We start from the raw sequence: 21,273 nt of genomic DNA on the forward strand, positions 1-21,273 counted from the left end.
GGGCAGCCATTCTGGCAGGCTGGACCCGTGGCCCGTGGCAACCCTCGGCGCGACCGGCCGGAGGTCCCCGCTCACCTCGTGCGGCGGATCGGCCGGGTCCTCGACGCCCTCCCCCAGTGCCGGCAGGAGCCGGCCTGGGTCGGCATCCACTGGCAGGTGGCGGGGAACACGGTCGCGCACGTCTTCGGCGGCGAGGACCAGCTGTTCCGGGTGGTGTTCCGGGCCGAGCCCGACGAGGTGATGGCCCTGCAGCACCTGGGGCCGCCGTACTTCCGGGCCGGCTGGGGACGCAACGTGGTCGGCATGCTCCTCGACGCGCACACCGACTGGGAGGAGCTCGGCGAGCTGCTCACCGACTCCTACTGCGTGCAGGCCCCTCGCGACCTGGCCGAGCAGGTGTCGCGGCCGTCGGCTCCGGCGTAGTCTTCCGGCACGGCCAGGGCAGCCGGCCGCCTGCACCCGGGAGACCGGGCTCGGTGAATGCCCGTGACGAGTACCACGACTGCCTGTGACACGCCTGCACACCTGGGGCGGACCACGCAGCAACGCAGGCACCTGCACCTGTCCATCGAGGACCCGTCCGCCCGGGAAGCAGAGCAGCATGTCGACAGACCTCAAGGCGCCGTACAAGGACCAGGCCAGGAGGCTTCGCGCCGACCTCGTCGACCGCGGCGTCGACCTCACCCACTCCGAGGCTCTCGAGCTGGTCGCACACCAGCATGGCGCCCGCGACTGGAACACCTTGGCAGCCCGACCCGCCCAGCCCGGCGGCGACTTCGGCCCGGTGATCCCCGTACTCCGGATCTTCGAGGTGGCCAAGGCCCGCGAGTTCTACTCCGAGTTCCTCGGCTTCAGCGTCGACTGGGAGCACACCTTCGACGACCACTCACCGGTCTACCTCCAGGCCAGCCGCGACGGCGCCGTGCTGCACCTCAGCGAGCACCACGGCGATGCCAGCCCCGGCGCGACCGTGCGGATCCTCGTCAGCGACGTGAAGAGGTTGCACAGGGAGCTACACGAGCGCGAGTACTCCTACGCCAGCCCCGGCATCGAGACCATGCCGTGGGGCCTGGAGGTCGCGGTCATCGACCCGTTCGCCAACCGGCTGGTCTTCCACCAGCTCGTCGAGGACGACATCCCGACCGAGGGCGGTGGCACCGCAGCAGGGCCGATCGAGCATGCGTACGTCGTGGCGTGCGCGCCCGAGCGTGCGTTCGAGGTGTTCACCCGCGAGATCGGGAGCTGGTGGCACCCGGCCTACGCACCACCCGGTCTGAGCGACGTCGCGATCGAGCCGCGGGTCGGCGGCGAGTGCGTGATGCGGATCGCCGACGGGTCGGCGTACCGCTGGGGCACCGTGACCGCCTACGAGCCGCGGCAGCGCCTCGCGATGGACTTCACGCTCGCCCAGGATCCCGACCACCCGAGCACCCTCGATGTGCGGTTCGAGCAGCTGGGCGACGGCACGATCGTGCACTTCAGCCACGGTGGCTGGACCGCTGGCAACGTCGCGGGGAGGGCCCGGTTCAGCGAGTGGCACATCCTGCTGGACCGCTTCGCGGCGCTGGCCGAGGGTCGGCCGCTGCCGCCCGGGAAGCCCGAGGACGAGCCGACATGACCGACACCCTCGTCGACAGAGAGCTCACCTTGCGGCGAGCCGTACCGGCCGACGCCCGCGACATCAGCGAGGTCTACTCCGAGGCGGACACGCGTCACTGGATGCTCTGGGACGGCGACCTTCCCGGCGAGGCCGAGGCGCTGGCCAACATCGAACGGTCGGAGGGTGCCTGGGCCGACGGCTGGGGCGGGGTGTTCCGCGTCGTCGTCGACGGGCACGTGGTGGGTGGCGCGATGCTGCGGTTCGCCGACCCTGGCGTCGGCGAGGCGGCGTACTTCCTGCGCCAGTCCGTCCGCGGGCGCGGCCTGGCGACCCGTGCCCTCCTCCTCGTGGCCGACTGGGGCTTCCGCGAGCACGGGCTGATGCGGGTCTTCGCCCGCGTCGACCCCCAGAACACCGCGTCCGTGGGCGTCGTCGAGCGCGCCGGGTTCACCTGCGAGGGGCGGGAGCGGCAGTCGGCCCGCTACCCGGGCGGGCGCTGGTTCGACTCGCTCGTCTACTCGCTGCTGCCCGCCGAGCGCGTCGCGATCCGGCCGGCCACCCCGGCCGATGCCGAGTTCCTGACCGACGCGGCGATGGCGGCGACCGAGGACCAGGGCAGGTTCCCCGCGGAGCTCGACCGCGCCGAGTACCGCGAGGGCTTCCTCGAGTGGACCCGCGAGCAGCTGGGCCCCGGCGTGCCGGACAGTACGACCTCCGTGGTGACGGCGTACGGCGTCGACGTCGGCCGGCTCCGCGTCGTACGCACCCCAGAGCTCGTCGCTCTCTCCGGTCTCCAGCTGCTGCCGGCCCACCAGGGCAAGGGCATCGGCACCCACATCGTCCGCGACCTGATGGCCGAGGCGGCGGCGTCCGGGCGCGGCTTCGGTCTCTCGGTCGAGAAGGACAACCCACGCGCCCTGGCGCTGTACGAGCGCCTCGGCCTCAGCGTCGTCGGAGACGACGGCGACGAGTGGGTGCTGCGCCTGCCGTGAGTCCTCACCCGGTGGCTCATCCGGTGGTCGAGCCTGTCGAGACCACGTCCAGGTCTCGACAACCGCGACCACCGATCCCGTTAGCGTGCAGCCATGACCCGACCCCACCTGACGCCCGAGGAGTTCCGCGAGCAGGGACACCGGGTGGTGGACTGGATCGCGGACTACTGGGAGCGGGTCGGCGACCTCCCCGTACTCGCCCAGGTCAGGCCCGGCGAGGTGGCGGCGGCGCTGCCCACGACAGCACCCGAGGAGCCGGAGGCCCTCGACGCAGTACTGGCGGACCTCGATGCCCACCTGGTGCCAGGCCTGACGCACTGGCAGCACCCGAGGTTCTTCGCGTACTTCCCGGCGAACTCCTCACCGGCCGGAGTGCTCGGCGACCTCCTCTCCAGTGGCATCGGGGTGCAGGGGATGATCTGGGCCACCAGTCCCGCCGCCACGGAGCTCGAGCAGGTCGTTCTCGAGCAGCTGCGCGTCGCCCTCGCGCTGCCGGACACGTTCGCTCGTGACGGCGAGGGGGGCGGGGTCATCCAGGACACCGCGTCGACGGCGACCTTCACCGCCGTGCTCGCCGCGCTCCATCGGGCCACCGGCGGGTCGGCCCGCGTGGACGGCCTCACGCAGGGCTCCTTCGCGATCTACGGCTCCACGCAGGCGCACTCCTCGCTGCTCAAGGCCGCGATGATGAGCGGCCTCGGCGAGCGGGCCGTCCGCTCGATCGCCGTCGACCCCGAGACCCAGGCGATGGACGTGGCGGCACTTCGCGAGGCGATGGCGGCCGACGTGGCGGCGGGGGTGCGACCGGTGCTGGTCCAGTCGGCGGTCGGTACGACGTCCACGGGCGCGATCGACCCCACCGCAGCGATCGCGGAGGTGGCGCGCGAGCACGGCGCCTGGCTGCACGTCGATGCGGCGTGGGCGGGGGTGGCGGCCGTGTGCCCCGAGCACCGCTGGATCCACGAGGGCGTCGAGCACGCCGACTCCTACGTCACCAACCCGCATAAGTGGCTGCTGACGACCTTCGACTGCAGCGCCTTCTGGGTCCGCGACCGCGCGGCGCTCGTCGGGGCGCTGTCGATCCTCCCCGAGTACCTCCGCAACCCGGCCACCGAGTCGGGCGCCGTCGTCGACTACCGCGACTGGCACCCGCAGCTGGGTCGCCGGTTCCGCGCGCTGAAGCTGTGGACCGTACTCCGCACGTACGGGCTGAGCGGCCTGCGCGCCCATATCGAGGCAGGCGTCGCCCAGGCCTCCCGCTTCGCCGACCTGGTGCGTGCCGACGACCGGTTCGAGATCGTCACCGAGCCGGTGCTGGGCCTGGTCGTCTTCCGGCTCCGTGCCAGTGAAGGGGCCAGTGAAGGGGCCAGTGAAGGGGCCGGTGAAGGGGCCAGTGAAGATGCCAGCGAAGAGGCCAGCGACCAGCTGACGATGGACCTGATGGAGGCCGTCAACGCGTCGGGCACGGCGTACCTGTCCCACACCAAGGTCGAGGGCCGAGCGGCGCTGCGCCTGGCCACCGGATCGTGGCGCACCACCGAGGCGGACATCGACCGGACCTGGGCCGCCGTGGTGGCAAGCGCGGCGCAAGCAGCAGGAAAGTACTGACCCCGAGGCTGGTGCCATGAAGATCGAGCTCAACCACACCATCGTCAACGCGACCGACCAGCGCGCGACCGCTGGCTTCCTGACCTGGGTCCTCGGTCTGCCCGCGGCCGAGGACGAGCCGCCGTTCCTCAACGTCCACCTCACCAACGACGCGATCCTCTCGGTGATGCAGGCCGGTCGCGTGCATGCCCAGCACTACGCGTTCCTCGTCGGCGAGGACGAGTTCGACGCCGTCTTCGCACGCCTCACCGAGCGCGGCATCACCTACTTCGCCGACCCGCACCAGCGACACCCCGGCGAGATCAACCACCACGACGGCGGCCGCGGCGTCTACTGGCTCGCACCCGACGGTCACGTGCTCGAGGCGATCACCCGGCCCTACGGCGGCTGACCACCTACGATGCCCGCGTGCCCGTGACCTACACCGCGTTCGGCGCGATGGCGGTGACGGTCGACGACACCCGCCACGTGCTGACCCGCGGCCGAGACCGCGGCGTGCTCGCGGTCCTGCTGGCCGCGCACGGCTCGCCCGTACCCGCCGAGCGCATCGTCACCGAGGTCTGGGGAGCAGACGCACCACCGACCGCGCTCGGGATGCTGCAGGTCTCGGTCTCGCGACTGCGCAGCATCCTCGAGCCCGATCGCAGCAGCCGGGCCGGGACCCGCCTGGTCAGCACCGCCGCCGGGTACGCCGTGCACGCCGACGCGCTCGATGTCGACACGTGGGCCTTCGAGGCCGCCGCATCGGCGGTGGCTGCGGCCCGCTCGCCCGAGGAGGCCCTGCAGCGTGCCGACGAGGCGGACAGCTGGTGGACGGGCGACCCGTACTCCGGGTGCACCGCGCCGATGGCCGTCGCCGAGGCCGACCGGCTCCGCGAGCTCCGGATGGTGGTCCACGAGTCCCGTGCCCGCGCCCTGCTCGACTGCGGACGCCCGGGGGATGCGGCCCTCCTGCTCTCCCCCCTCGCACCGGCCGAGCCCTATCGCGAGGGCCTGTGGTGCCTGCTCGCCCTGGCGCAGTACCAGTCGGCCCGTCAGGCCGAGGCCCTCGAGACCCTGCGTACGCTGCGGTCCCGCCTGGCCGAGGACCTCGGCGTCGACCCGTCCGATCGGGCCCGGCAGCTCGAGCAGGCGGTCCTCGCCCAGGACCTCGCCATCGCCGCACCGCCGGCGACGACGCCCCTTTCCCGACCGGCTCCGAGCCCGTCCCCGGCGCCCAGCAGCACGCCCAGCAGTACGCCCAGTGGTACGCCCAGTGGTACGCCCAGTACCGCCACCGCCGGCCGCGCCGGTGTCACCGCTGCTGCCGCCTCGGTGCTCGATGCTGCCCGGGCCTCGGGGCGCACGCACTACCTGGCGGTCTCGGGCGAGGCCGGCATCGGCAAGACCAGGCTGGTCGCCGACCTCTCCCGGCTCGCGGCCGAGGCCGGCATCGATGTACTGGTCGGGCGCTGCCACGAGGGCGACTACGCGCCGGCGCTGTGGCCCTGGGTCACGATCGTGCGCGGCCTGGCCGAGGCCGACCAGGCCCCCGAGCTAGCGCCGCTGCTCGGCGGCTCGCCGACCGACCTGTCCGGCGGGTCGGGGCTGCGGATGTTCGACGCCGTCGTCGAGCTGCTCGTCGCCTCCGCGTGGAGGCGGCCGCTGCTCCTGGTCCTGGAGGACATCCACTGGGCCGACGCGACCAGCCTGCAGCTGTTGCGGCACCTGGCGAGCACGGCACCCCCAGCGCCCCTGGTCGTGGTCACCACCCGGCGTACGGCCGACGGACACCCGGGCGACCACCTCGTCGACACGATGGCCGCGCTGGCCCGGGCAGGCGCCGAACGGCTGCCTCTCGACGGGCTCGACGACGAGGCGGTCGGCCAGCTGCTCGCCGAGGCCGTCGGCGAGCACGACCCGCGCCTGGACTTGCGGGTCGCCGAGGTGACGGGCGGGAACCCGTTCTTCGTCCTGCAGTACGCCCGGCTCCTCCAGGGCCTGGCCGACGTGGAGTCCGTGGACGCCGCAGCGCTGCCGGTGCCCGAAGGCGTGCGGGAAGTCCTCGCCCAACGGATCGCGCGCCTGCCCGAGCCCACGCAGGCGACGCTGGCCACGGCCGCGGTGCTCGGGCCCTTCGTCGACCCCGACGTGCTGGCCGAGCTGACCCGGGAGCCGGTCGCGGACCTCCTGGACCGCCTGGACCTGGCCGTCACCGCCGGCCTGCTGGAGGAGCGCGGCGCCGGCTACGCGTTCGTGCACGCCCTGGCCCGCGACGCCGTCGCAGCGACCCTCAGCGCGGCTCGCCAGATGCGCGTCCATGACGCTGCCGCCGCCGTCTTGGAGGACCGGCTCGGCGACGACCCCGACACCGCGGCCACGATCGCCCACCACGCGCACCAGGCCGCGCCACTGGGTCGGCCGCAGACCGAGCGTGCCGCCCGCTGGCTCGCCCGCGCGGCCAGGCTCGCCGCCTCTCGCCACGCCCACGCCGAGGCACTGGCTCTGTGGGACCAGGCCATGACCGACGCGGAGACCGGCACGTTGGCGGAGTACGACGCCCACCGCGGCAAGGCCGCCGCGTTGCTACGACTGGCCGGCACTCCCCAAGCCAGGCAGGAGATCCTGGCCGCGTCCCGGCTCGCGCGCGACCTCGGCCGACCGGATCTGGTCGCCGACGCGGTCAGCGTGCTCAACGGTGCCGGCGTCTGGTCCTGGCGCGAGCACGGTGTCCGCGACGAGGACTTCTTGGAGCTGCTGCGCGAGTCGGCGGCGATCGCCGCCCCGCGCGACGAGGCCCGGCTGCAGGCAGCCCTGCAGATGGAGCTGTTCTACGCGATGGACGGACCCGCCGCCAACGAGGCCGGGAACCGGTCCATCGAGCTCGCCCGCACCAGTGGGGATGTCGCCGTCCTCCAGGAGGTGCTGCTCGTGCGCGCCCTCCAGCTGTGGGAGCCGGGCGGTGCCGAGGTTCGGCTCGGCGTGCTCCAGGAGCTGCTCGACCTCGAGCTCGTCGGGGAGCCACGCGCGCTGATGCTGTTCCGGCTCGGCGGGACGCTGTTCGACATCGGCCGGCCCGACGAGGCGGACGCCGCGATGGCGGGGTGCGCCGTCGAGGTGTCGGCGCTGCGGCACACGGGCGTGGAGATCCCGATGGCGTGGTGGCACGTCGCGAGGGCTCGCGACCGCGAGGACCCCGAGGCTGACGACCTGACGCGGGCGGCCCTCGAGCTGCACCAGACGAGCGGCTACATCTTCTCCTTCGAGCTGGAGAACCTGGCCAGGGTCCGTCTCCTGCCCCCCGGCGGCGCGGTGCCGCAGGAGATCGTGACGCGGGCCCGTGAGGGCAGCCCGGCGATGCGCGCGATCGTCGCGGTCGCGCTGCTCGAGTCCGGCGAGCCCGAGGCGGCCCACGACATGCTCGGCCCCCAGCCGCCGGTCGGTGCCAGCGACTACGCCCTCCAGGCCGCGCTGTGCCTGCGTGTCCTCGTCCTGTCCGAGACCGGGCCGACCGACGAGCTCGCCGACGCGGTCGCCCGCCTCGAGCCGTACGCCGGTTCCGTCGCGATCTACGGCACCGTCGACCACCTCGGCGCCGTCGACTACTTCCTCGCCCTCGGCCACCACGCCCTCGGCGACCCCCGCGCCCTCGACGAAGCAGCCTCCGCCGTCGAGCTGACCGCCGCCATCGGCGTACGTCCCTGGCACCGCAAGGCCCTCGCGCTCCTGGAGTCGCTGGCTGAGGCCGGCCCGGTGGGGATTACCCGGCCGACCGGGTAATCCCTGGGTTGCCGGCCAATGCATGTCGTGCCAACCCATAGAAATGGCGGACAACCTCTGGCTCGGAGGCCGCGAAAGTCAGGCACAAGTACGCAACAAGCGCTGCCCGCCAGTGTGGTGCCATGACGAACTCCACCAGCACTTTCGAGACGCGCGGCCCCCACGAGAACACTCCTCGCGACACTCCTCGCGACACCCCTCGGGACACTCCTCGGGACACTCCTCGGGGCAACACCGCACACGCCATCGCCGACCTGCGCCGCCGCGTGGTCGGTACCGTCCACACCGCCGAGGACCCCGCCTGGGACCGGGCTCGGATGGCGTGGACCGTCAACGTCGACCAGCAGCCGCTGGCCGTCCTCGAGGTCCACGACGCCGACGACGTGCAGGCCGCGATCCGCTGGGCCGTCGACCACGGAGTCGACGTGACCGCCCAGCCCACCGGGCACAGTGCCGTGTCCGAGGCCGCCGACGGTGTGCTGCTCCTGCGCACGCGCGCGCTGGACGAGATCAGCGTCGACGTGCAGCGGCGTACGGCGTGGGTCGGCGCCGGCGTCAAGTCCGGCGAGCTGCTCGCCGCCCTCGACGGCACCGGCCTGACCTTCCTGGCCGGCTCCAACCCCGACCCGACGGTCGTGGGCATGACGATCACCGGCGGCATCAGCTGGTTCGGACGTAGCTTCGGGCTCGGCGCCGACAGCGTCGTCACCGTCGAGCTCGTCGACGGCCTCGGCCGGCTGCGGCGGCTCTCGGCGGACGAGGAGCCCGAGCTGTTCTGGGCGGTCCGCGGAGGCGGAGGCTCCTTCGGGATCATCACCCGCATCGAGGTCGCCCTGCACCCCGCCCCGAGCCTGTACGGCGGCCGGTTGCTGTGGCCGCTCGAGCAGATGGCCGCCGTGCTCGACGCGTTCCGCACGGCCACGGCGACGGCTCCTCCCGAGCTGACCTTGTGGTTCCACACCTACCAGTTCCCGCCGTTCCCGGAGCTGCCCGAGCCGATCCGCGGCAAGTCCTTCGTATCGGTGGCCGCGGCCTACCTCGGTAACGCCGTCGAGGGCGAACGGATGCTCGCGCCGTTCCGCTCGGTCAAGGGCATCGCGATGGACCTGATGGGCGAGCTGCCGATGGCCGCCCTCGGCTCGATCGCCGACGAGCCGACGGAACCGATGCCGGGCCTGCAGTCCTCGCACCTGTTGCGCGAGCTCGACGACCAGACGGCTGCCGCGATCGTCGCGGCCGTCGGGCCCGACAGCGGCTCACCCCTGACGGTCTTCCAGATCCGTCACCTGGGTGCCGCGTTCGCCGCTGAGGTTGCTGACGCCGGATCGCACGGACCGGTCACCGAGCCGTACTCCGTGTTCGCCCTCGGCGTGCCCGCCGTACCCGAGCTGGTGCCGGCGATCCACGGGCAGTTCGCCCGCGTCGCCGACGCCGTGAGCGCGGTGGACAGCGGGCGCACGCTGCTCAACTTCCTCGAGTCGGACCAGGACCCCGCCTTGTGGTGGTCCGCCGGGACGCGTGCCCGCCTCGCGGCAGCCAAGCAGGTGGCCGACCCGCTCGGGATCGTCCGGAGCAACCGTCCGATCCGCTCGTGACGGCCGCTAGGCCAGGCGGATCAGCAGTTGGCCGTTGTCGTGGACCCGGGAGGCGACCACTGACGACCGCGACTCCACGAAGGCCTTGAAGGAGGAGAACCCGAACGACTTCTCGTTGAACTCCGGGTTCATCCGCTGCATCTGGCTCTTCACCCCGGAGGCATAGATCCACTCGTCATCGCTCTTCTGCAGGCCCACGCGCACGGCCCTCAACAGGAGCCGGGTCGCCTCGTCATCAGGGCTGAGTGGCTCGGGTGAGGTGGCCTTCTTGGCGGTCGACTTCTTGGCGGTCTTCTTGGCAGCCGCCTTCTTGGCGGGCCTGGTCCCTGGCCCAGCCCCGGTCTCAGCCTCGGTCTCCGCCCCGGTCTCGGCCTCAGCCTCCGCCTCGACCTTGGACCGAGGCTGGGGCAGGGGCGGCGGCGAGACGCCGGGCAGCCGCTCGTAGGCGCGGAACTCGTCGCAGGCGTTGACCAGCGCACGGCTCGTCGAGCCGGCGACGCCGATGCCGACCACGAACCGCCCCATCCGTTTGCAACGCTGGGCCAGCGGCACGTAGTCGGAGTCGCCGGCCACCAGCGCCACGTGGGTGATGTCGGCGTGGCGGGCCAGGTCCTCGACGGCGTCGACGGCCAGCCGGATGTCGGCGCCGTTCTTGGTTCCCGAGGCCGGGAACATCTGCACCAGGTCGACGGCCTTGTCGACCAGGGCCTTGCGGTAGGCCGCGTTGGCGGGGACCGACCAGTCGGCGTACGCACGGGTGAAGGCCACGGTGCCGAAGGACGCCGCGTAGTCGATGATCGCGCCGAGGTCGACCTCGGCCTCGGCCAGCCGGACGTCGACCGGGTCGTCGGACGCCAGGTCGGGCTTGTGGTGGCGGGCGTCATCTCGCCGCCACGCGCTGTCACCGTGGAGGTTGTCGTAGCGCGAGATCACCACGTTGTCGAAGTCGAAGTACACCGCCACCCGGTCCGCCATGGTCGCGACCCTAGTCCGGTGGGGCGGCCAGCCGGGCGGGGCACCCGTCCATGATGGGCGCATGCGGATCGCGGTCTTCCTCGGCTCCTCCCCCGGACTCTCCACCCACCAGACGGCGACCGCCCAGCTGGGTCGGGCCATCGCCGAGGCAGGGCACGCGATCGTGTACGGCGGCGCCGGCGTCGGCCTGATGGGCGTGCTCGCCGATGCGGCGCTGTCGGCAGGTGGCGATGTCGTCGGCGTGCTGCCGCGCAACCTGTTCAGCCGCGAGGTCGGCCACACCGGTCTTTCCACGCTCGAGCTGGTCGACACCATGCACGAGCGCAAGGCCCGGATGGCCGAGCTAGCCGACGCGTTCGTCGCCCTGCCCGGCGGCACCGGCACCCTCGATGAGCTCATCGAGATCATCACCTGGTCCCAGCTCGGCCTGCACGCCAAGCCGGTCGCGCTCTACGACGTCGACGACTTCTGGGCGCCGTTGCTGGCTCTGCTCGACCACATGGTCGCCAGTGGCTACGTGTCGGCGTCCGCCCGCAGCGCGCTCCTGGTCGCGTCAGGTCCGCCCGAGCTGCTGGACCTGCTCCGCTGAGGGCAGATCTGCCTGCAGCGGCGTGCCCTTCGGCCGGCGTACGTCGTCGGTCACCGTGGGCGCATGACCTCACTGACCCAGCTCGACGACGAGCTGTCCCGTCGCCTGATGCACCAGCGGATCGTGGTACTCGGCGAGGCCCTCGAGGAGGGCAACGGCAACCGGCTGATGCACCAGCTGCTCCTGCTCTCGGCCGAGGACAAACGCGCCGACATCAGCCTCTGGATCAACTCCCCCGGCGGCTCGGTGTCGGCGATGCTCGCGATCCGCGACGTGATGCGGCTGATCCCCAACGACGTGGCCACGCTGGCCATGGGGATGGCCGCGAGCGCGGGCCAGTTCCTGCTCTCGGCGGGCACACCGGGCAAGCGTCACGCGCTGCCGCACGCGCGCATCCTGTTGCACCAGGGATCCGCCGGCATCGGCGGCACCGCGATGGACATCGAGATCCAGGCCAAGGACCTGCGCTACACCCGCGACACCGTGCTGGCGCTGGTCGCCGAGGACACCGGCCAGAGCATCGAGACGATCGAGCGCGACTCGCGCCGCGACCGGTGGTTCAGTGCGCAGGAGGCGCAGGCGTACGGGTTCGTCGACCAGGTCGTGTCGTCGGTCGACGACGTCGCTCCGTCCGGTGGCCGCACCCTCGTGGGACTGGTTCACTCATCGGGGGTCGCCCGATGAGCACCTACACGATCCCGTACGTCGTCCAGCAGACCCCGCGCGGCGAGCGCACCGTCGACCTGTACTCCCGCCTGCTGTCGGACCGGATCATCTACCTCGGCACCGAGATCGACGACGGCGTCGCCAACGCCGTCATCGCCCAGCTCCTGCACCTGGCCTCGGAGGCGCCGGCCTCGCCGATCAGCCTCTACATCAACTCCCCTGGCGGCTCGATCACCGCGATGCTGGCGATCTACGACGCGATGCAGTTCGTGTCGGCGCCGGTCGAGACGACCTGTGTCGGCCAGGCAGCCTGGACGGCCGCCGTACTCCTCGCCGGCGGCGAGCCCGGCCACCGTCAGATGCTGCCCCACGCGCGCGTCGTCCTGCACCAGCCCGCGACCTCGCAGCGCGGCACCATCCCGGACCTCATCGTCGAGGCCGACGAGGTCGCCCGCATCCGCGCGCTGCTCGAGGAGATCCTGGCCCGCCACACCGGCCGTACCCCCCAGCAGGTCCGCGAGGACACCGACCGCGACCTCGTCCTCCCCGGCCAGGCCGCCGTCGACTACGGCATCGCCGACGCCGTCTTGAGCTCGCAGGTGGTGGCTGGGTGACCGCAGGGATTCCCCGGCCGGCCGGGGAATCCCTGGGTTGTCGGCCAATGCATGTCGTGCCAACCCAGAGAACTGGCGGGCAACCTCAGGCGGCGAGGCAGAGGGCGCCGTACGTTCCCGACGCCGACACCGAGGCCCGCGCGACGCGGATGGACAGCTTCCGGACGGAGAGCTCGAGGGCACCCGCGACGGCGGAGAGGATCTCGGACGACGGGTCCTTGAGGCCACGCTCGATCTCGGAGAGGTACTGCGTCGAGACGCCCGCCCGCTCGGCGACGTCGCTCAGTCGCTCCTCACGGGCGAGCCGCTCGCGACGTAGCTCGGCCCCGACCAGCTCACGCCAGAGCGGCTCCTGCTCGGACGCCGGAGTGGAGGACGGTCGCAGCGGCAGCACCTCACCCATGCGGCCACCGTAGGTCGGCAACGAGCAGTACGTCGCGTCGTTCCGCTCTGGGCTGAACCGAGCCTGTCAGCGGCCCCGCAGGAACTGCCCGAAGTGCGGCACGGTGAACGCGACGCGGCCGCGCTCGCCGGAGTACACCAGGCCCTTCTTGATCAGGCCGTCGCGGGCGGGCGAGAGCGACTGCGGCTTGCGGCCGAGGTGGCGGGCGAGGTCGGCGGTCGCGACGGGAGCATCGCCCGAGGCGACGCCGAGCTCGGCCATCGCGGTCATGTAGTCGCGCTCGGCGGGGGTCGCCCTCTCGTAGCGGACCCCGAAGAACCCGACGGCCAGCTCCGCCTCGGCTTCGGGAGCTGCAGCCAGTACGTCGTCGCGGGTGATCGGCGACTCGGTCGCGACGTCCCAGGTGGCCTTGCCGAAGGCCTGCACGAAGTACGGGTAGCCGCCCGTCAGGCGCTGCAGCTCGGTGAGTGCGTCGTCCTTGTAGTCGACGTCCTCGGAGTCGGCCGGCACAGTGAGCGCCCGCCGCGCCTCGGCCGGGGCTAGGCGGTCGACCACGACGTATCGAAACAGGCGCTCGGCGTAGGACTTCGACGCCGACAGCGCGACCGGCAGGTGCGGGAGCCCGGCGCCGACGAGGAGGAACGGCGCCGACTGCTGGCTGATCTCGTGGCAGGCGCCGCAGATCGCGGCGAGCTCGTCGGGCGCGATGTCCTGCATCTCGTCGACGAACAGCGCGATGCCCACGCCGAGGTCGCCGCCGACCGCCGCGACGTCGGAGAGCAGCTCGGTCAGGTCGAGCTCGAGGTCGCCGCTGTCGGCGCGGCCCTTGGCGGCGGGTACGTCGGCCGGTGGGGTCCAGCGCATGCCCTTGCGGTCCTCGACCGGCGTACGCAGCGCGAAGCTCTTGACGACCCCCGCGACCTCGTCGACCCGGTCGGGATCGCGGTGTCGGTGGCTGACCTCGCGGATGGCGGCGGTCACGGCCTGCGCCACCGGGATCCGGATGCTCTGGTCGGGCCTGGCCTCGATCTTGCCAGTTCCCCACGCCCGCTGGACCGCCTGACCGCGCAGGGCGTTGAGCAGCACGGTCTTGCCGACGCCGCGCAGCCCGCTGAGCACCATGCTCCGCTCGGGGCGCCCCGCGGCGACGCGTTCGAGCGTGACCGCGAACTGACCGAGCTCCTTGTCGCGACCGGCCAGCTCCGGCGGTCGCTGCCCGGCGCCGGGCGCGTACGGGTTGCGGATCGGGTCCATGATCGGACGGTATCGGGGTGTCTAGCGCGATCCGTAGATTTCGCGCGGCGGGTCAGCGCAGACCGAGCCCGCCGAGCGAGGGCTTGATGTCGATGACCGGAGTGCCGTCGACGGCCTCGAGGCCATCGACGCGTACGACGTTGCCGAGGACCGCCGTGACGGTGACGGTGTGCAGGCCGACCGGGTTGGGTCGGTCGGGCGAGCGGGTCGCGAAGACCCCGGTCAGCGGTCGCGAGGCGTCGCCGCGCGGATGGGTCGAGAGCGTCGAACGGTCAGCCAGGTGCAGCCAGGTCAGCAGCTCGATGCGGTCGCCGGGCTCGATGCCGACCAGAGCCGGACACACATCGTCGTCGAGCACGATCTCTGCTGCGGGAGCGTCCTCGTCGGGCTGGCGCGGAGCCTCGCTGCGGTCGGCCAGCAGCGACCGGACCACGCCGATCGACCGCAGGGAGTAGGAGTCAGGCACTCAGCCGGCCTGCGAGTGACGCCTGCCGAGGGCCTCGGAGTAGGCCTGGTCGAGCCCGTCGCGCAGCATCTCGATCAGGTCGGGCACCTCGTCGACCGATAACCGGAACGAGCCGCTGCACACGTTGCCGTGCCACAACGACAGGATCACCACGCCCGCATCGGTATGCCAGGAGACCCGCAGCGCGCGGTCTCCCCCGCGGGCATCGAGGAACACCGAGCCCGTCTCGGGCAGCGGTCGCGCGGTGGGCATGGGTCATTGTGACCCCGACCGCCGACAGGCGGAAGAGGTCGGCGCAGCGGCCTAGACTCGCCTCCGTGCCGGAGCTCCCCGAGGTGGAGGCGCTGGCCCTCGACCTCAAGGGCCGGCTGACCGACCGTGCCATCGCCAAGGTCCACGTCGTGGCCATCAACGCGCTCAAGACCTTCGACCCGCCTGTCCACGCCCTCGAGGGCACCCTCGTCGACGACGTGACGCGTCACGGCAAGTTCCTCGACATCTCGGCGTCCGGCCTCCACCTGATCCTCCACCTGGCCCGCGGCGGCTGGGTGCGCTGGCGTGCGGAGCTGCCCCCGATCCCGCCCCGGCCCAACCAGAAGTCCGGGCTCGCCGTGCGGGTCATCCTCGACGACGAGTCCGGCTTCGACGTCACCGAGATGGGCACCAAGAAGCGGCTGGCGACGTACGTCGTGCGGCAACCACTCGACGTACCCGGCATCGCCTCCTTGGGACCCGACCCTCTCGATGACTCGTTCACGATCGAGGTCCTCGACGGGATCCTGAAGCAGGCAGGGCGTTCGCAGATCAAGGGCGTACTGCGCCACCAGGGCACCATCGCCGGCATCGGCAACGCCTACTCAGACGAGCTGCTCCACGCGGCGAGGATGTCGCCGTTCAAGCCCTCCAACAGCCTGACCGACCAGGAGCTGCAGACCCTCTACGACGCGATCCGCACCGTCATCGGCGACGCCGTGGACCGCTCGCGTGGCCTTGCCGCCAGCGAGCTCAAGGGCGAGAAGAAGTCCGGCCTCGCCGTGCACGGGCGCACCGGCGAGAAGTGCCCAGTCTGTGGCGACATCGTGCGCGAGGTGTCGTTCGCCGACTCCTCGCTGCAGTACTGCCCCACCTGCCAGACCGGCGGCAAGCCGCTCGCCGACCGGCGGATGTCGCGCCTCCTCAAGTAGGCGATCAGCTCGACGGCAGGCCCGACGGCAGCGAGATGCACTTGTTGGTGACGTAGGTGGTCAGGGAGTCGAGGTTCTTCTGCTGCTCGGCGGTGAAGTCGTCGGCGATCTCGTTCATCTGCTGCCGCGTGGCGTCGTCGGGGATGGACTGGATCCTCTCGATGGCCAGCTCGAAGGCTTGGCGCGCGTCAGCCGGGATGTCCTCGGGAGTGCCGATCTCGGCGAGCTTGGCGGCCGTCTGCTTGGCGAGCCTGATGGCCTCCGCGTCGCTGATGGCGCCGCCCGACTGAGAGGCCTGCTGGATCATGTCGACGAAGGTGGCGCAGAAGTCCTCGACCGACCCGTTGGTGGGCGGCCCGTCACCCGGGCCCTGCCCGGATTGACCGGCACCGTCGGCGGCACTGGAGTCGCGGCTGGAGTCGCCGCCACAGCCGGTGAGCACCGTGAGGACGAGCAGCACAACGGCCACCAGTGCGGCGGGCTTGGTGGTCAGACGCATCGTCGAGCTCCTCGGTCATCGGTGGCGGGACACCGCGACAACCTTGCCCGACGCCTCCAAGGTCTCAAGCGAAGGCCCGGGGTACGGCGGCAGCGATCACGTGCGGCAGGCGCGAGAGGTAGTCGCGACGGCTCAGCTGCACCACACCGAGGGAGGCCAGGTGCGGGGTCTGCCACTGGACGTCGAGGAGTCGAGGCTCTGCTGGGTCGTCGCGCAACATCTCGACCAGCGCGACCAGTGCCACCTTCGACGCGTCGGTCTCGCGGTGGAACATCGACTCGCCGGCGAACAGGCCGCCGATCGACACGCCGTACAGTCCGCCCACCAGCACCTCGTCTCGCCAGGTCTCGACCGAGTGCACCCAGCCGAGGCGGGACAGCTCGACGTACGCCGAGCGGATGTCGGGGTCGATCCAGCCCGCGGGCCGCCGGGGGTCCGCGCAGGCATCGATGACCTCGTGCACGGCTGTGTCGACGCGGATCTCGAACCGGCGCATCGAGCGCTGCAGCGAGCGGGAGACCTTCAGGCCGTCGAGCGGCAGCACTCCGCGACGTACGGGCGAGAACCACAGCAGCGGATCCCCACGGCGCCCCGACGGCATGGGGAAGATCCCGCGCCGGTACGCCTCCAGCAGCGTCCCAGGCGCCAGGTCCGCCCCCGCCGCCACCAGGTCGTCGTCCGGGTCGAACCTCGCCGGCCCCGGAAACCGCCACTCACTCCGCGGCGGTTCCACTCGCATGTGGACAACGGTAGGGCGTCGGGATAGTCCGGTACGAACCGAACCCTGGACCGGCCTCATCAGGGTTCGGTTCGTACCGGACTATCCCCCCAGCCCGCCCGTACCCTGGGGACCATGGGTGTGAAGGAGGCGGTGGGCAAGCAGCTGGCGCCGCGGATCGCGGGGTTGGCGCCGGGGCTGACCACGGCGTTCGTCCGCGAGGCGTTGGCGCGGGCCATCCACGGCATCGGGCCGTTGCCGCCGGCGGCGCACGCCGCCGAGAAGCAGCTGCGCGAGCAGCGTGGCGACATCGAGCGGGCGATCCACGAGGTGATCGAGAACCACGTACGTCTCGCAGGCGCGCAGGGCTTCGTCACCAACCTCGGCGGTCTCGTGACGGCAGCGGTCACCATCCCGGCCAACATCACCGGGCTCGCCCTGATCCAGTGCCGGATGATCGCCGGCATCGCGCACCTGCGCGGCTACGACCTCGACGACCCGCGCGTGCGCAACGCCATCTTGGTGACCCTGCTCGGCGAGGAGATCGTCGGCGACCTGGTCAAGGCCAAGGAGGTTCCCGCACCGCCGATGGCGCTGGCGACCGCACCGGCCCACGACGCGGGCATCGACCAGGTGATCTCCGCAGCGGTGGCCACCAACCTGATCACCAAGATCGCCGGCAAGCGACTCGCGACCACGGTCGGCCGTCGGATCCCCCTGGTGGGCGGGGTCGTCGGCATGGGCGCCGACGGGTTCGCGACGTGGAAGGTCGGCCGCTACGCCGACCGAGAGCTCCTGCCTCGCGCCAGACGGTAGACACCGAGCAGACCGCGACCACCACGGCTCTTGCTGATCGCGAGCACGGCCTTCTCGCGCAAGCGGTACGACGGCCGCAGGTAGGACCGCCGCAACGCCTCACGGGTCTCCTCGAGCTCCTCACGCAACCTGGACTCCTCCGCACGCATGCGTGAGGTCTCCAGCAGCAGTGCCTTGATGGCATCGACCGCGGCGCCGGCGACGTCGCGCTCGCGCGGGCGGTCGGGGTCGACGTACGGATGCAGGCCCGGGTTGCCGCGCAGGTCGTGGATGTCACCCACCACGTCGTACCCGCGGCTCTCGATCTCGGCGACGAACGCCGCCTCCCGCTCCCGCACCCATGGCACGTGCTCGGGCGGCAGCGACAGTCGCGGCGAGGTCACCCGGCGCGACAGGGTCTGGTGGGCCAGCAGCTCGCGGACGAGCGGCCGGTAGTCGGCAGGTTCGACGACCCGGTTGGCCGAGCGGTTGATCCGGCGGATCAGTGCCGTCTCGGGTACGCCGAGCGAGGGGTTGACACGCTCGACGCCGAGCTCGAGGTCGATGCCCTCGAGCCCGAACGCCTTGGCGAACCGCTTCCAGAGCAGATCGGGAGCGCCCCCCGGCGAGGGCACGGTGACCAGGTGGATCCGCTCGGGCGGCAGGTCCGCGCCCCACCGGTCGAGGATCTCGGGGATCTCCTGCACGCTCCAGAACCACGACGCGATCCGGCTGTTGCGGCTCGGGTCGGTGATCCGCGCGAGGAACCGCTGGTAGCTCATCGCGCTGCGGTGCTTGACGTTCTCCTGCCACTCGGCGGGGATCTGGCGGACCAGGTCGCGCACCGAGAGCACCAGGTGCACCTCGACGTCACTGCCCCGCGCCATCCCCAGCGAGGACAGCGCGCGTCCCACCTGCGCGCGCGAGGCGGCGGCGAGGATCTCGTGGCTGATGATCGCGGTGTGGCCGTGCCAGCCGCGCACCCGCCGAGCGAGGTCGTCCCAGGCGCCGACGGCCTCACGCTCGAGGCCGCCCCACGGCAGCCGCATCAGGTCGAGCGCGGCCAGGAAGTGCGCGTCGAAGCGATCGGCCGGATAGAGGATGCCGTGCCCGGCGAGGGTGGCCCGGTTGCGGTGCAGCACGTCTTGGAGGTACGACGTGCCGGTCTTGGGGGTGCCGACGTGAAGGATGACCTTCTGCGTCATGCCGTCCTCCTGTCGGGCTGACCCTCGGTCAGCAGCACCTGCACCGCCAGGTCGAGGGTGGCATCCGGCGACGGGCCGACATGGGCCGGGTCGATGTCGGCCGGCCACGTCGGCAGGAGCCGGTCCAGGTCACCGTGGACAGCGTAGCCAGCGCGCTCGATGCCGTGTCGCAACCGCTCGGCCTCGCGCTCGACCCAGTCGCGGTGGGCCGGTGGTACGACGAGTGGCCGGCCGCCGCGCAGCCCAGCCAGGCTCGCATCGACCCGCGGCCGCAGGCGGGAGGAGAGCAGGCTCGCCCGCTCCTCGGGTCGCACCAGCAGACCGAGCACGGAGCCCACGCGACGCGCCAGCTCCCCGCCCTCGCCGGGCACGGTGCCCGGCACGGTCAGCGGCCGGCGCTCCCCCACCAGCGATGCCACGGTCCCCGGCTCGAGCACGACCTGCACGCGGTCCTTGCCGACGCGGTCGGCCCACACGCGGCAGGCGGCCAGCAGGTCCGCGCGAGGCGGAAGCTCGCGGCGCTCGCGCAGGGCGCGCAGCCACTCGCGCCACGCGTTGACGCCCTCGCCGAAGGCGCGTTGCGTCCACGCGTGGCCGAGCATGGTGCCCAGGTCGGACCCGCACACGTAGACCACTGCTCGCCGCCCCCCCGGCGCTCGCCCGCGGGCGATGAGCTGGGCGCGCAGGTCATCGGCGATCTCCGGGTCGCCGACCAGGCGGTAGCCGCGGCGCCACCAAGCGGGCTTGCCCGGTGGCACCTCGGCCGGGGCACCGCTGTCGACCAGCTGGTCGGCCAGGATGCTCGCCGCGACCCGGACCAGCTCCCCCGCGGGCAGGTCACCGGGGTCAACGGGGTCGGGGCCGAAGCTCGACCTGCGGCCGACCCCGCTCAGCTCGAGGTCAGGACGGCCACGCCCCGCCGCACTGGCGTCGAGCACCTGCCTGGCCAGCTCCGCGCTCGGTCGCCCGACCAGGTTGATACGCCGCAGCAGCTCCAGCTGCTGGGCGCCGGGCAGATAGCGGCCGACCTGGTCGAGCTGGCCGAGCTGGCCGGGCTGGCCGGTCTGGCCGGTCTGCGGCTCGCCGGCCTCGCGCCAGTCCTGCCACGGCGTCGTACCGCCGTCGAGCAGGTGAGCGATCCAGCCCCATGCCCGGCGTTCGTCGCTCACGTGCGCTCGCGCAGCTTGCGAAACCTCGCACCCAGGCTGCGGCGCGGGTCGGTCCTGGCCGCCGCCTCGCGGGTCATCGCCGACAGCGCGTCGACGGCTGCGCCCAGCACGACCCGCGGCGGCACCTTGTCAGGGTTGACGTACGCCTCGTCGTCCGCGATCGGCAACGGCCGCAGGTCCTCGAGGTCGCCGACGACGTGGATGCCGTTGCCCTTGACCCACTCGATCCACCGGTCGGCCTGCTCGCTGGCCCACGGCAGGCGCGTGGGCGGCAGCAGCACGGGCGGGGAGTCGCGGTGCACGAGGCGGTCCTGGGCGAGCAGCTCACGGATCAGGTCGTCGTACTCGGCCTCGCGCCGCGTCGACCTGTCCATGCGCCGGTTGAGCTGACGGATCACCTGGGTCTCGGCCACGCCCAATGAGGTGTTGAGGCGGTCGCTGTCGAGGGGCGCCCACTCCGGGTCGATCCCGAACGCCGTGCAGAACCGCCGGAACAGCTCGCTCGGGTCGGCACCGCGCTGCGGCACGGTGACCAGGTGGATCCGCTCGGGGGGTACACCGGCACTCCAGCTGGTCAGCACCGACGGCAGGTCGAAGGCGCGGAAGAACCACGGGCGGCCGAACTCGACCCGGTTGAGGAAGCGGCGGTAGGCCCAGCGGCGGCCCTGCTTGATGCTCTCCTGCCACGCTGCCGGCAGCGCTCGCCCGAGGTCGCGCGCGGAGTAGACGACGTGCACCTCGCAGCCCTCGAGGTCGCGCATCGCCTTGGCGATCACGTCGGGTGGCGCGGGCGCAAGGATCTCGTGGCTGACGATGCTGGTACCGGACTTGCTGCGGATGCGGCGCACCAGCTGCCGCCACGCGCCGTCGGCGTGCCCGGGCGGGCCGCCCCAGTCCTGGCCCAGGAGGTCGAGCGCCGCCCGGAACTGGAACAGCTCCGGCGAGACCAGCGGACTGCGCGTCGGCACGTAGACCTCGTGCTTGGCCAGCGTGCGGGTGTTGCGGGCGAGCCGGTGCTGCAAGTACGTCGTCCCCGTCTTCGGCGCACCGATGTGCAGGTGGACGACCCGGCTCATGCCCCGATTGTGGCAGGCCCGTCTCCGCCCCGCTGGTTGAGGAGGTCGCGCAGCGACCGTCTCGAAACCCGGTCGCAGATGGCCGCGACGTGGTTTCGAGACAGGC

General features: G+C 72.1%; 22 protein-coding genes. 12 read left to right on the forward strand and 10 right to left on the reverse strand.

Translation table 11 applies throughout. The annotated features are described in order from the left end of the window. The first annotated feature begins 27 nt into the window (after positions 1 to 27). From ISU10_RS11825 to ISU10_RS11855, 7 genes are all read left to right on the forward strand, one after another. Positions 28 to 423: an MmcQ/YjbR family DNA-binding protein gene (locus tag ISU10_RS11825; RefSeq protein ID WP_194696604.1), complete on the forward strand. Its 396-nt coding sequence runs from the start codon at positions 28 to 30 to the stop codon at positions 421 to 423. 178 nt (positions 424 to 601) lie between these two features. After that, positions 602 to 1,618 carry a glyoxalase superfamily protein gene (locus ISU10_RS11830; RefSeq protein WP_194696605.1) on the forward strand — a complete coding sequence of 339 codons (1,017 nt, stop codon included), beginning with the start codon at positions 602 to 604 and terminating at the stop codon, positions 1,616 to 1,618. Next, a complete protein-coding gene (locus tag ISU10_RS11835; RefSeq protein WP_194696606.1) occupies positions 1,615 to 2,592 on the forward strand; it encodes a GNAT family N-acetyltransferase in 978 nt (325 codons plus the stop codon). The genes ISU10_RS11830 and ISU10_RS11835 overlap by 4 nt, the downstream gene beginning before the upstream one ends. 93 nt (positions 2,593 to 2,685) lie before the next feature. Then, a complete protein-coding gene (locus ISU10_RS11840) occupies positions 2,686 to 4,200 on the forward strand; it encodes a pyridoxal phosphate-dependent decarboxylase family protein (protein WP_228500612.1) in 1,515 nt (504 codons plus the stop codon). Positions 4,201 to 4,216: 16 nt separating this feature from the next. Continuing rightward, positions 4,217 to 4,591 carry a VOC family protein gene (locus tag ISU10_RS11845; protein WP_194696607.1) on the forward strand — a complete coding sequence of 125 codons (375 nt, stop codon included), beginning with the start codon at positions 4,217 to 4,219 and terminating at the stop codon, positions 4,589 to 4,591. A 17-nt stretch (positions 4,592 to 4,608) separates the two neighbouring features. Then, entirely contained in the window at positions 4,609 to 7,959 is a 3,351-nt protein-coding gene (locus ISU10_RS11850; protein WP_194696608.1) for an ATP-binding protein, read from the forward strand. A gap of 122 nt (positions 7,960 to 8,081) precedes the next feature. Further along, positions 8,082 to 9,554 carry an FAD-binding oxidoreductase gene (locus ISU10_RS11855; protein WP_194696609.1) on the forward strand — a complete coding sequence of 491 codons (1,473 nt, stop codon included), beginning with the start codon at positions 8,082 to 8,084 and terminating at the stop codon, positions 9,552 to 9,554. 6 nt (positions 9,555 to 9,560) lie between these two features. On the opposite strand, the gene ISU10_RS11860 is transcribed toward ISU10_RS11855, so the two are convergent. Further along, entirely contained in the window at positions 9,561 to 10,529 is a 969-nt protein-coding gene (locus ISU10_RS11860; RefSeq protein WP_194696610.1) for an NYN domain-containing protein, read from the reverse strand. Positions 10,530 to 10,590: 61 nt separating this feature from the next. Between ISU10_RS11860 and ISU10_RS11865 the strand changes: the two genes are divergently transcribed. The 3 genes from ISU10_RS11865 (at position 10,591) to ISU10_RS11875 (ending at position 12,398) form a co-directional block, all read left to right on the forward strand. Continuing rightward, the gene (locus tag ISU10_RS11865; protein WP_194696611.1) at positions 10,591 to 11,118 is read left to right on the forward strand and encodes an LOG family protein; all 528 of its coding nucleotides are present in this window, start codon (positions 10,591 to 10,593) and stop codon (positions 11,116 to 11,118) included. A 63-nt stretch (positions 11,119 to 11,181) separates the two neighbouring features. Beyond that, positions 11,182 to 11,802 (forward strand): ClpP family protease, encoded by a 621-nt coding sequence (locus ISU10_RS11870; protein WP_194696612.1) that lies wholly within the window; start codon positions 11,182 to 11,184, stop codon positions 11,800 to 11,802. Beyond that, positions 11,799 to 12,398: a ClpP family protease gene (locus tag ISU10_RS11875; protein WP_194696613.1), complete on the forward strand. Its 600-nt coding sequence runs from the start codon at positions 11,799 to 11,801 to the stop codon at positions 12,396 to 12,398. The genes ISU10_RS11870 and ISU10_RS11875 overlap by 4 nt, the downstream gene beginning before the upstream one ends. An 85-nt stretch (positions 12,399 to 12,483) precedes the next feature. Here ISU10_RS11875 and ISU10_RS11880 read toward each other — a convergent pair whose 3' ends face one another. The 4 genes from ISU10_RS11880 to ISU10_RS11895 form a co-directional block, all read right to left on the reverse strand. After that, entirely contained in the window at positions 12,484 to 12,801 is a 318-nt protein-coding gene (locus ISU10_RS11880) for a helix-turn-helix domain-containing protein (protein ID WP_194696614.1), read from the reverse strand. Positions 12,802 to 12,867: 66 nt separating this feature from the next. Continuing rightward, the gene (locus ISU10_RS11885) at positions 12,868 to 14,055 is read right to left on the reverse strand and encodes an ATP-binding protein (RefSeq protein WP_194696615.1); all 1,188 of its coding nucleotides are present in this window, start codon (positions 14,053 to 14,055) and stop codon (positions 12,868 to 12,870) included. A gap of 52 nt (positions 14,056 to 14,107) precedes the next feature. After that, a complete protein-coding gene (gene tsaA / locus ISU10_RS11890; RefSeq protein WP_370865233.1) occupies positions 14,108 to 14,521 on the reverse strand; it encodes a tRNA (N6-threonylcarbamoyladenosine(37)-N6)-methyltransferase TrmO in 414 nt (137 codons plus the stop codon). Continuing rightward, positions 14,522 to 14,773, reverse strand: coding sequence for a hypothetical protein (locus tag ISU10_RS11895; RefSeq protein ID WP_194696616.1), 252 nt, complete (start codon positions 14,771 to 14,773; stop codon positions 14,522 to 14,524). A 65-nt stretch (positions 14,774 to 14,838) separates the two neighbouring features. Here ISU10_RS11895 and ISU10_RS11900 point away from each other — a divergent pair, with 65 nt between their 5' ends. Beyond that, on the forward strand, positions 14,839 to 15,705 hold the full coding sequence (locus ISU10_RS11900) for an Fpg/Nei family DNA glycosylase (protein WP_194696617.1): 867 nt from the start codon (positions 14,839 to 14,841) through the stop codon (positions 15,703 to 15,705). Positions 15,706 to 15,709: 4 nt separating this feature from the next. On the opposite strand, the gene ISU10_RS11905 is transcribed toward ISU10_RS11900, so the two are convergent. Then, a complete protein-coding gene (locus tag ISU10_RS11905; protein WP_194696618.1) occupies positions 15,710 to 16,204 on the reverse strand; it encodes a hypothetical protein in 495 nt (164 codons plus the stop codon). Between the two features lie 64 nt (positions 16,205 to 16,268). Then, a complete protein-coding gene (aat, locus tag ISU10_RS11910; protein ID WP_194696619.1) occupies positions 16,269 to 16,943 on the reverse strand; it encodes a leucyl/phenylalanyl-tRNA--protein transferase in 675 nt (224 codons plus the stop codon). A gap of 114 nt (positions 16,944 to 17,057) precedes the next feature. Here aat and ISU10_RS11915 point away from each other — a divergent pair, with 114 nt between their 5' ends. After that, positions 17,058 to 17,738: an EcsC family protein gene (locus ISU10_RS11915; RefSeq protein ID WP_194696620.1), complete on the forward strand. Its 681-nt coding sequence runs from the start codon at positions 17,058 to 17,060 to the stop codon at positions 17,736 to 17,738. On the opposite strand, the gene ISU10_RS11920 is transcribed toward ISU10_RS11915, so the two are convergent. From ISU10_RS11920 to ISU10_RS11930, 3 genes are read right to left on the reverse strand one after another with little or no spacing between them, the layout of a single operon-like run. Continuing rightward, positions 17,699 to 18,922, reverse strand: a complete 1,224-nt coding sequence (locus tag ISU10_RS11920) for a hypothetical protein (protein ID WP_194696621.1) — start codon at positions 18,920 to 18,922, stop codon at positions 17,699 to 17,701. The two genes, ISU10_RS11915 and ISU10_RS11920, sit on opposite strands and share 40 nt — an antisense overlap. Next, on the reverse strand, positions 18,919 to 20,091 hold the full coding sequence (locus tag ISU10_RS11925) for a hypothetical protein (protein WP_194696622.1): 1,173 nt from the start codon (positions 20,089 to 20,091) through the stop codon (positions 18,919 to 18,921). The genes ISU10_RS11920 and ISU10_RS11925 overlap by 4 nt, the downstream gene beginning before the upstream one ends. Then, on the reverse strand, positions 20,088 to 21,167 hold the full coding sequence (locus ISU10_RS11930) for a hypothetical protein (protein WP_194696623.1): 1,080 nt from the start codon (positions 21,165 to 21,167) through the stop codon (positions 20,088 to 20,090). The genes ISU10_RS11925 and ISU10_RS11930 overlap by 4 nt, the downstream gene beginning before the upstream one ends. Positions 21,168 to 21,273: the final 106 nt, after the last annotated feature.

It is taken from the genome of Nocardioides agariphilus (genome assembly GCF_015352445.1).
In the GTDB taxonomy this organism is placed as follows: domain Bacteria; phylum Actinomycetota; class Actinomycetes; order Propionibacteriales; family Nocardioidaceae; genus Nocardioides; species Nocardioides agariphilus.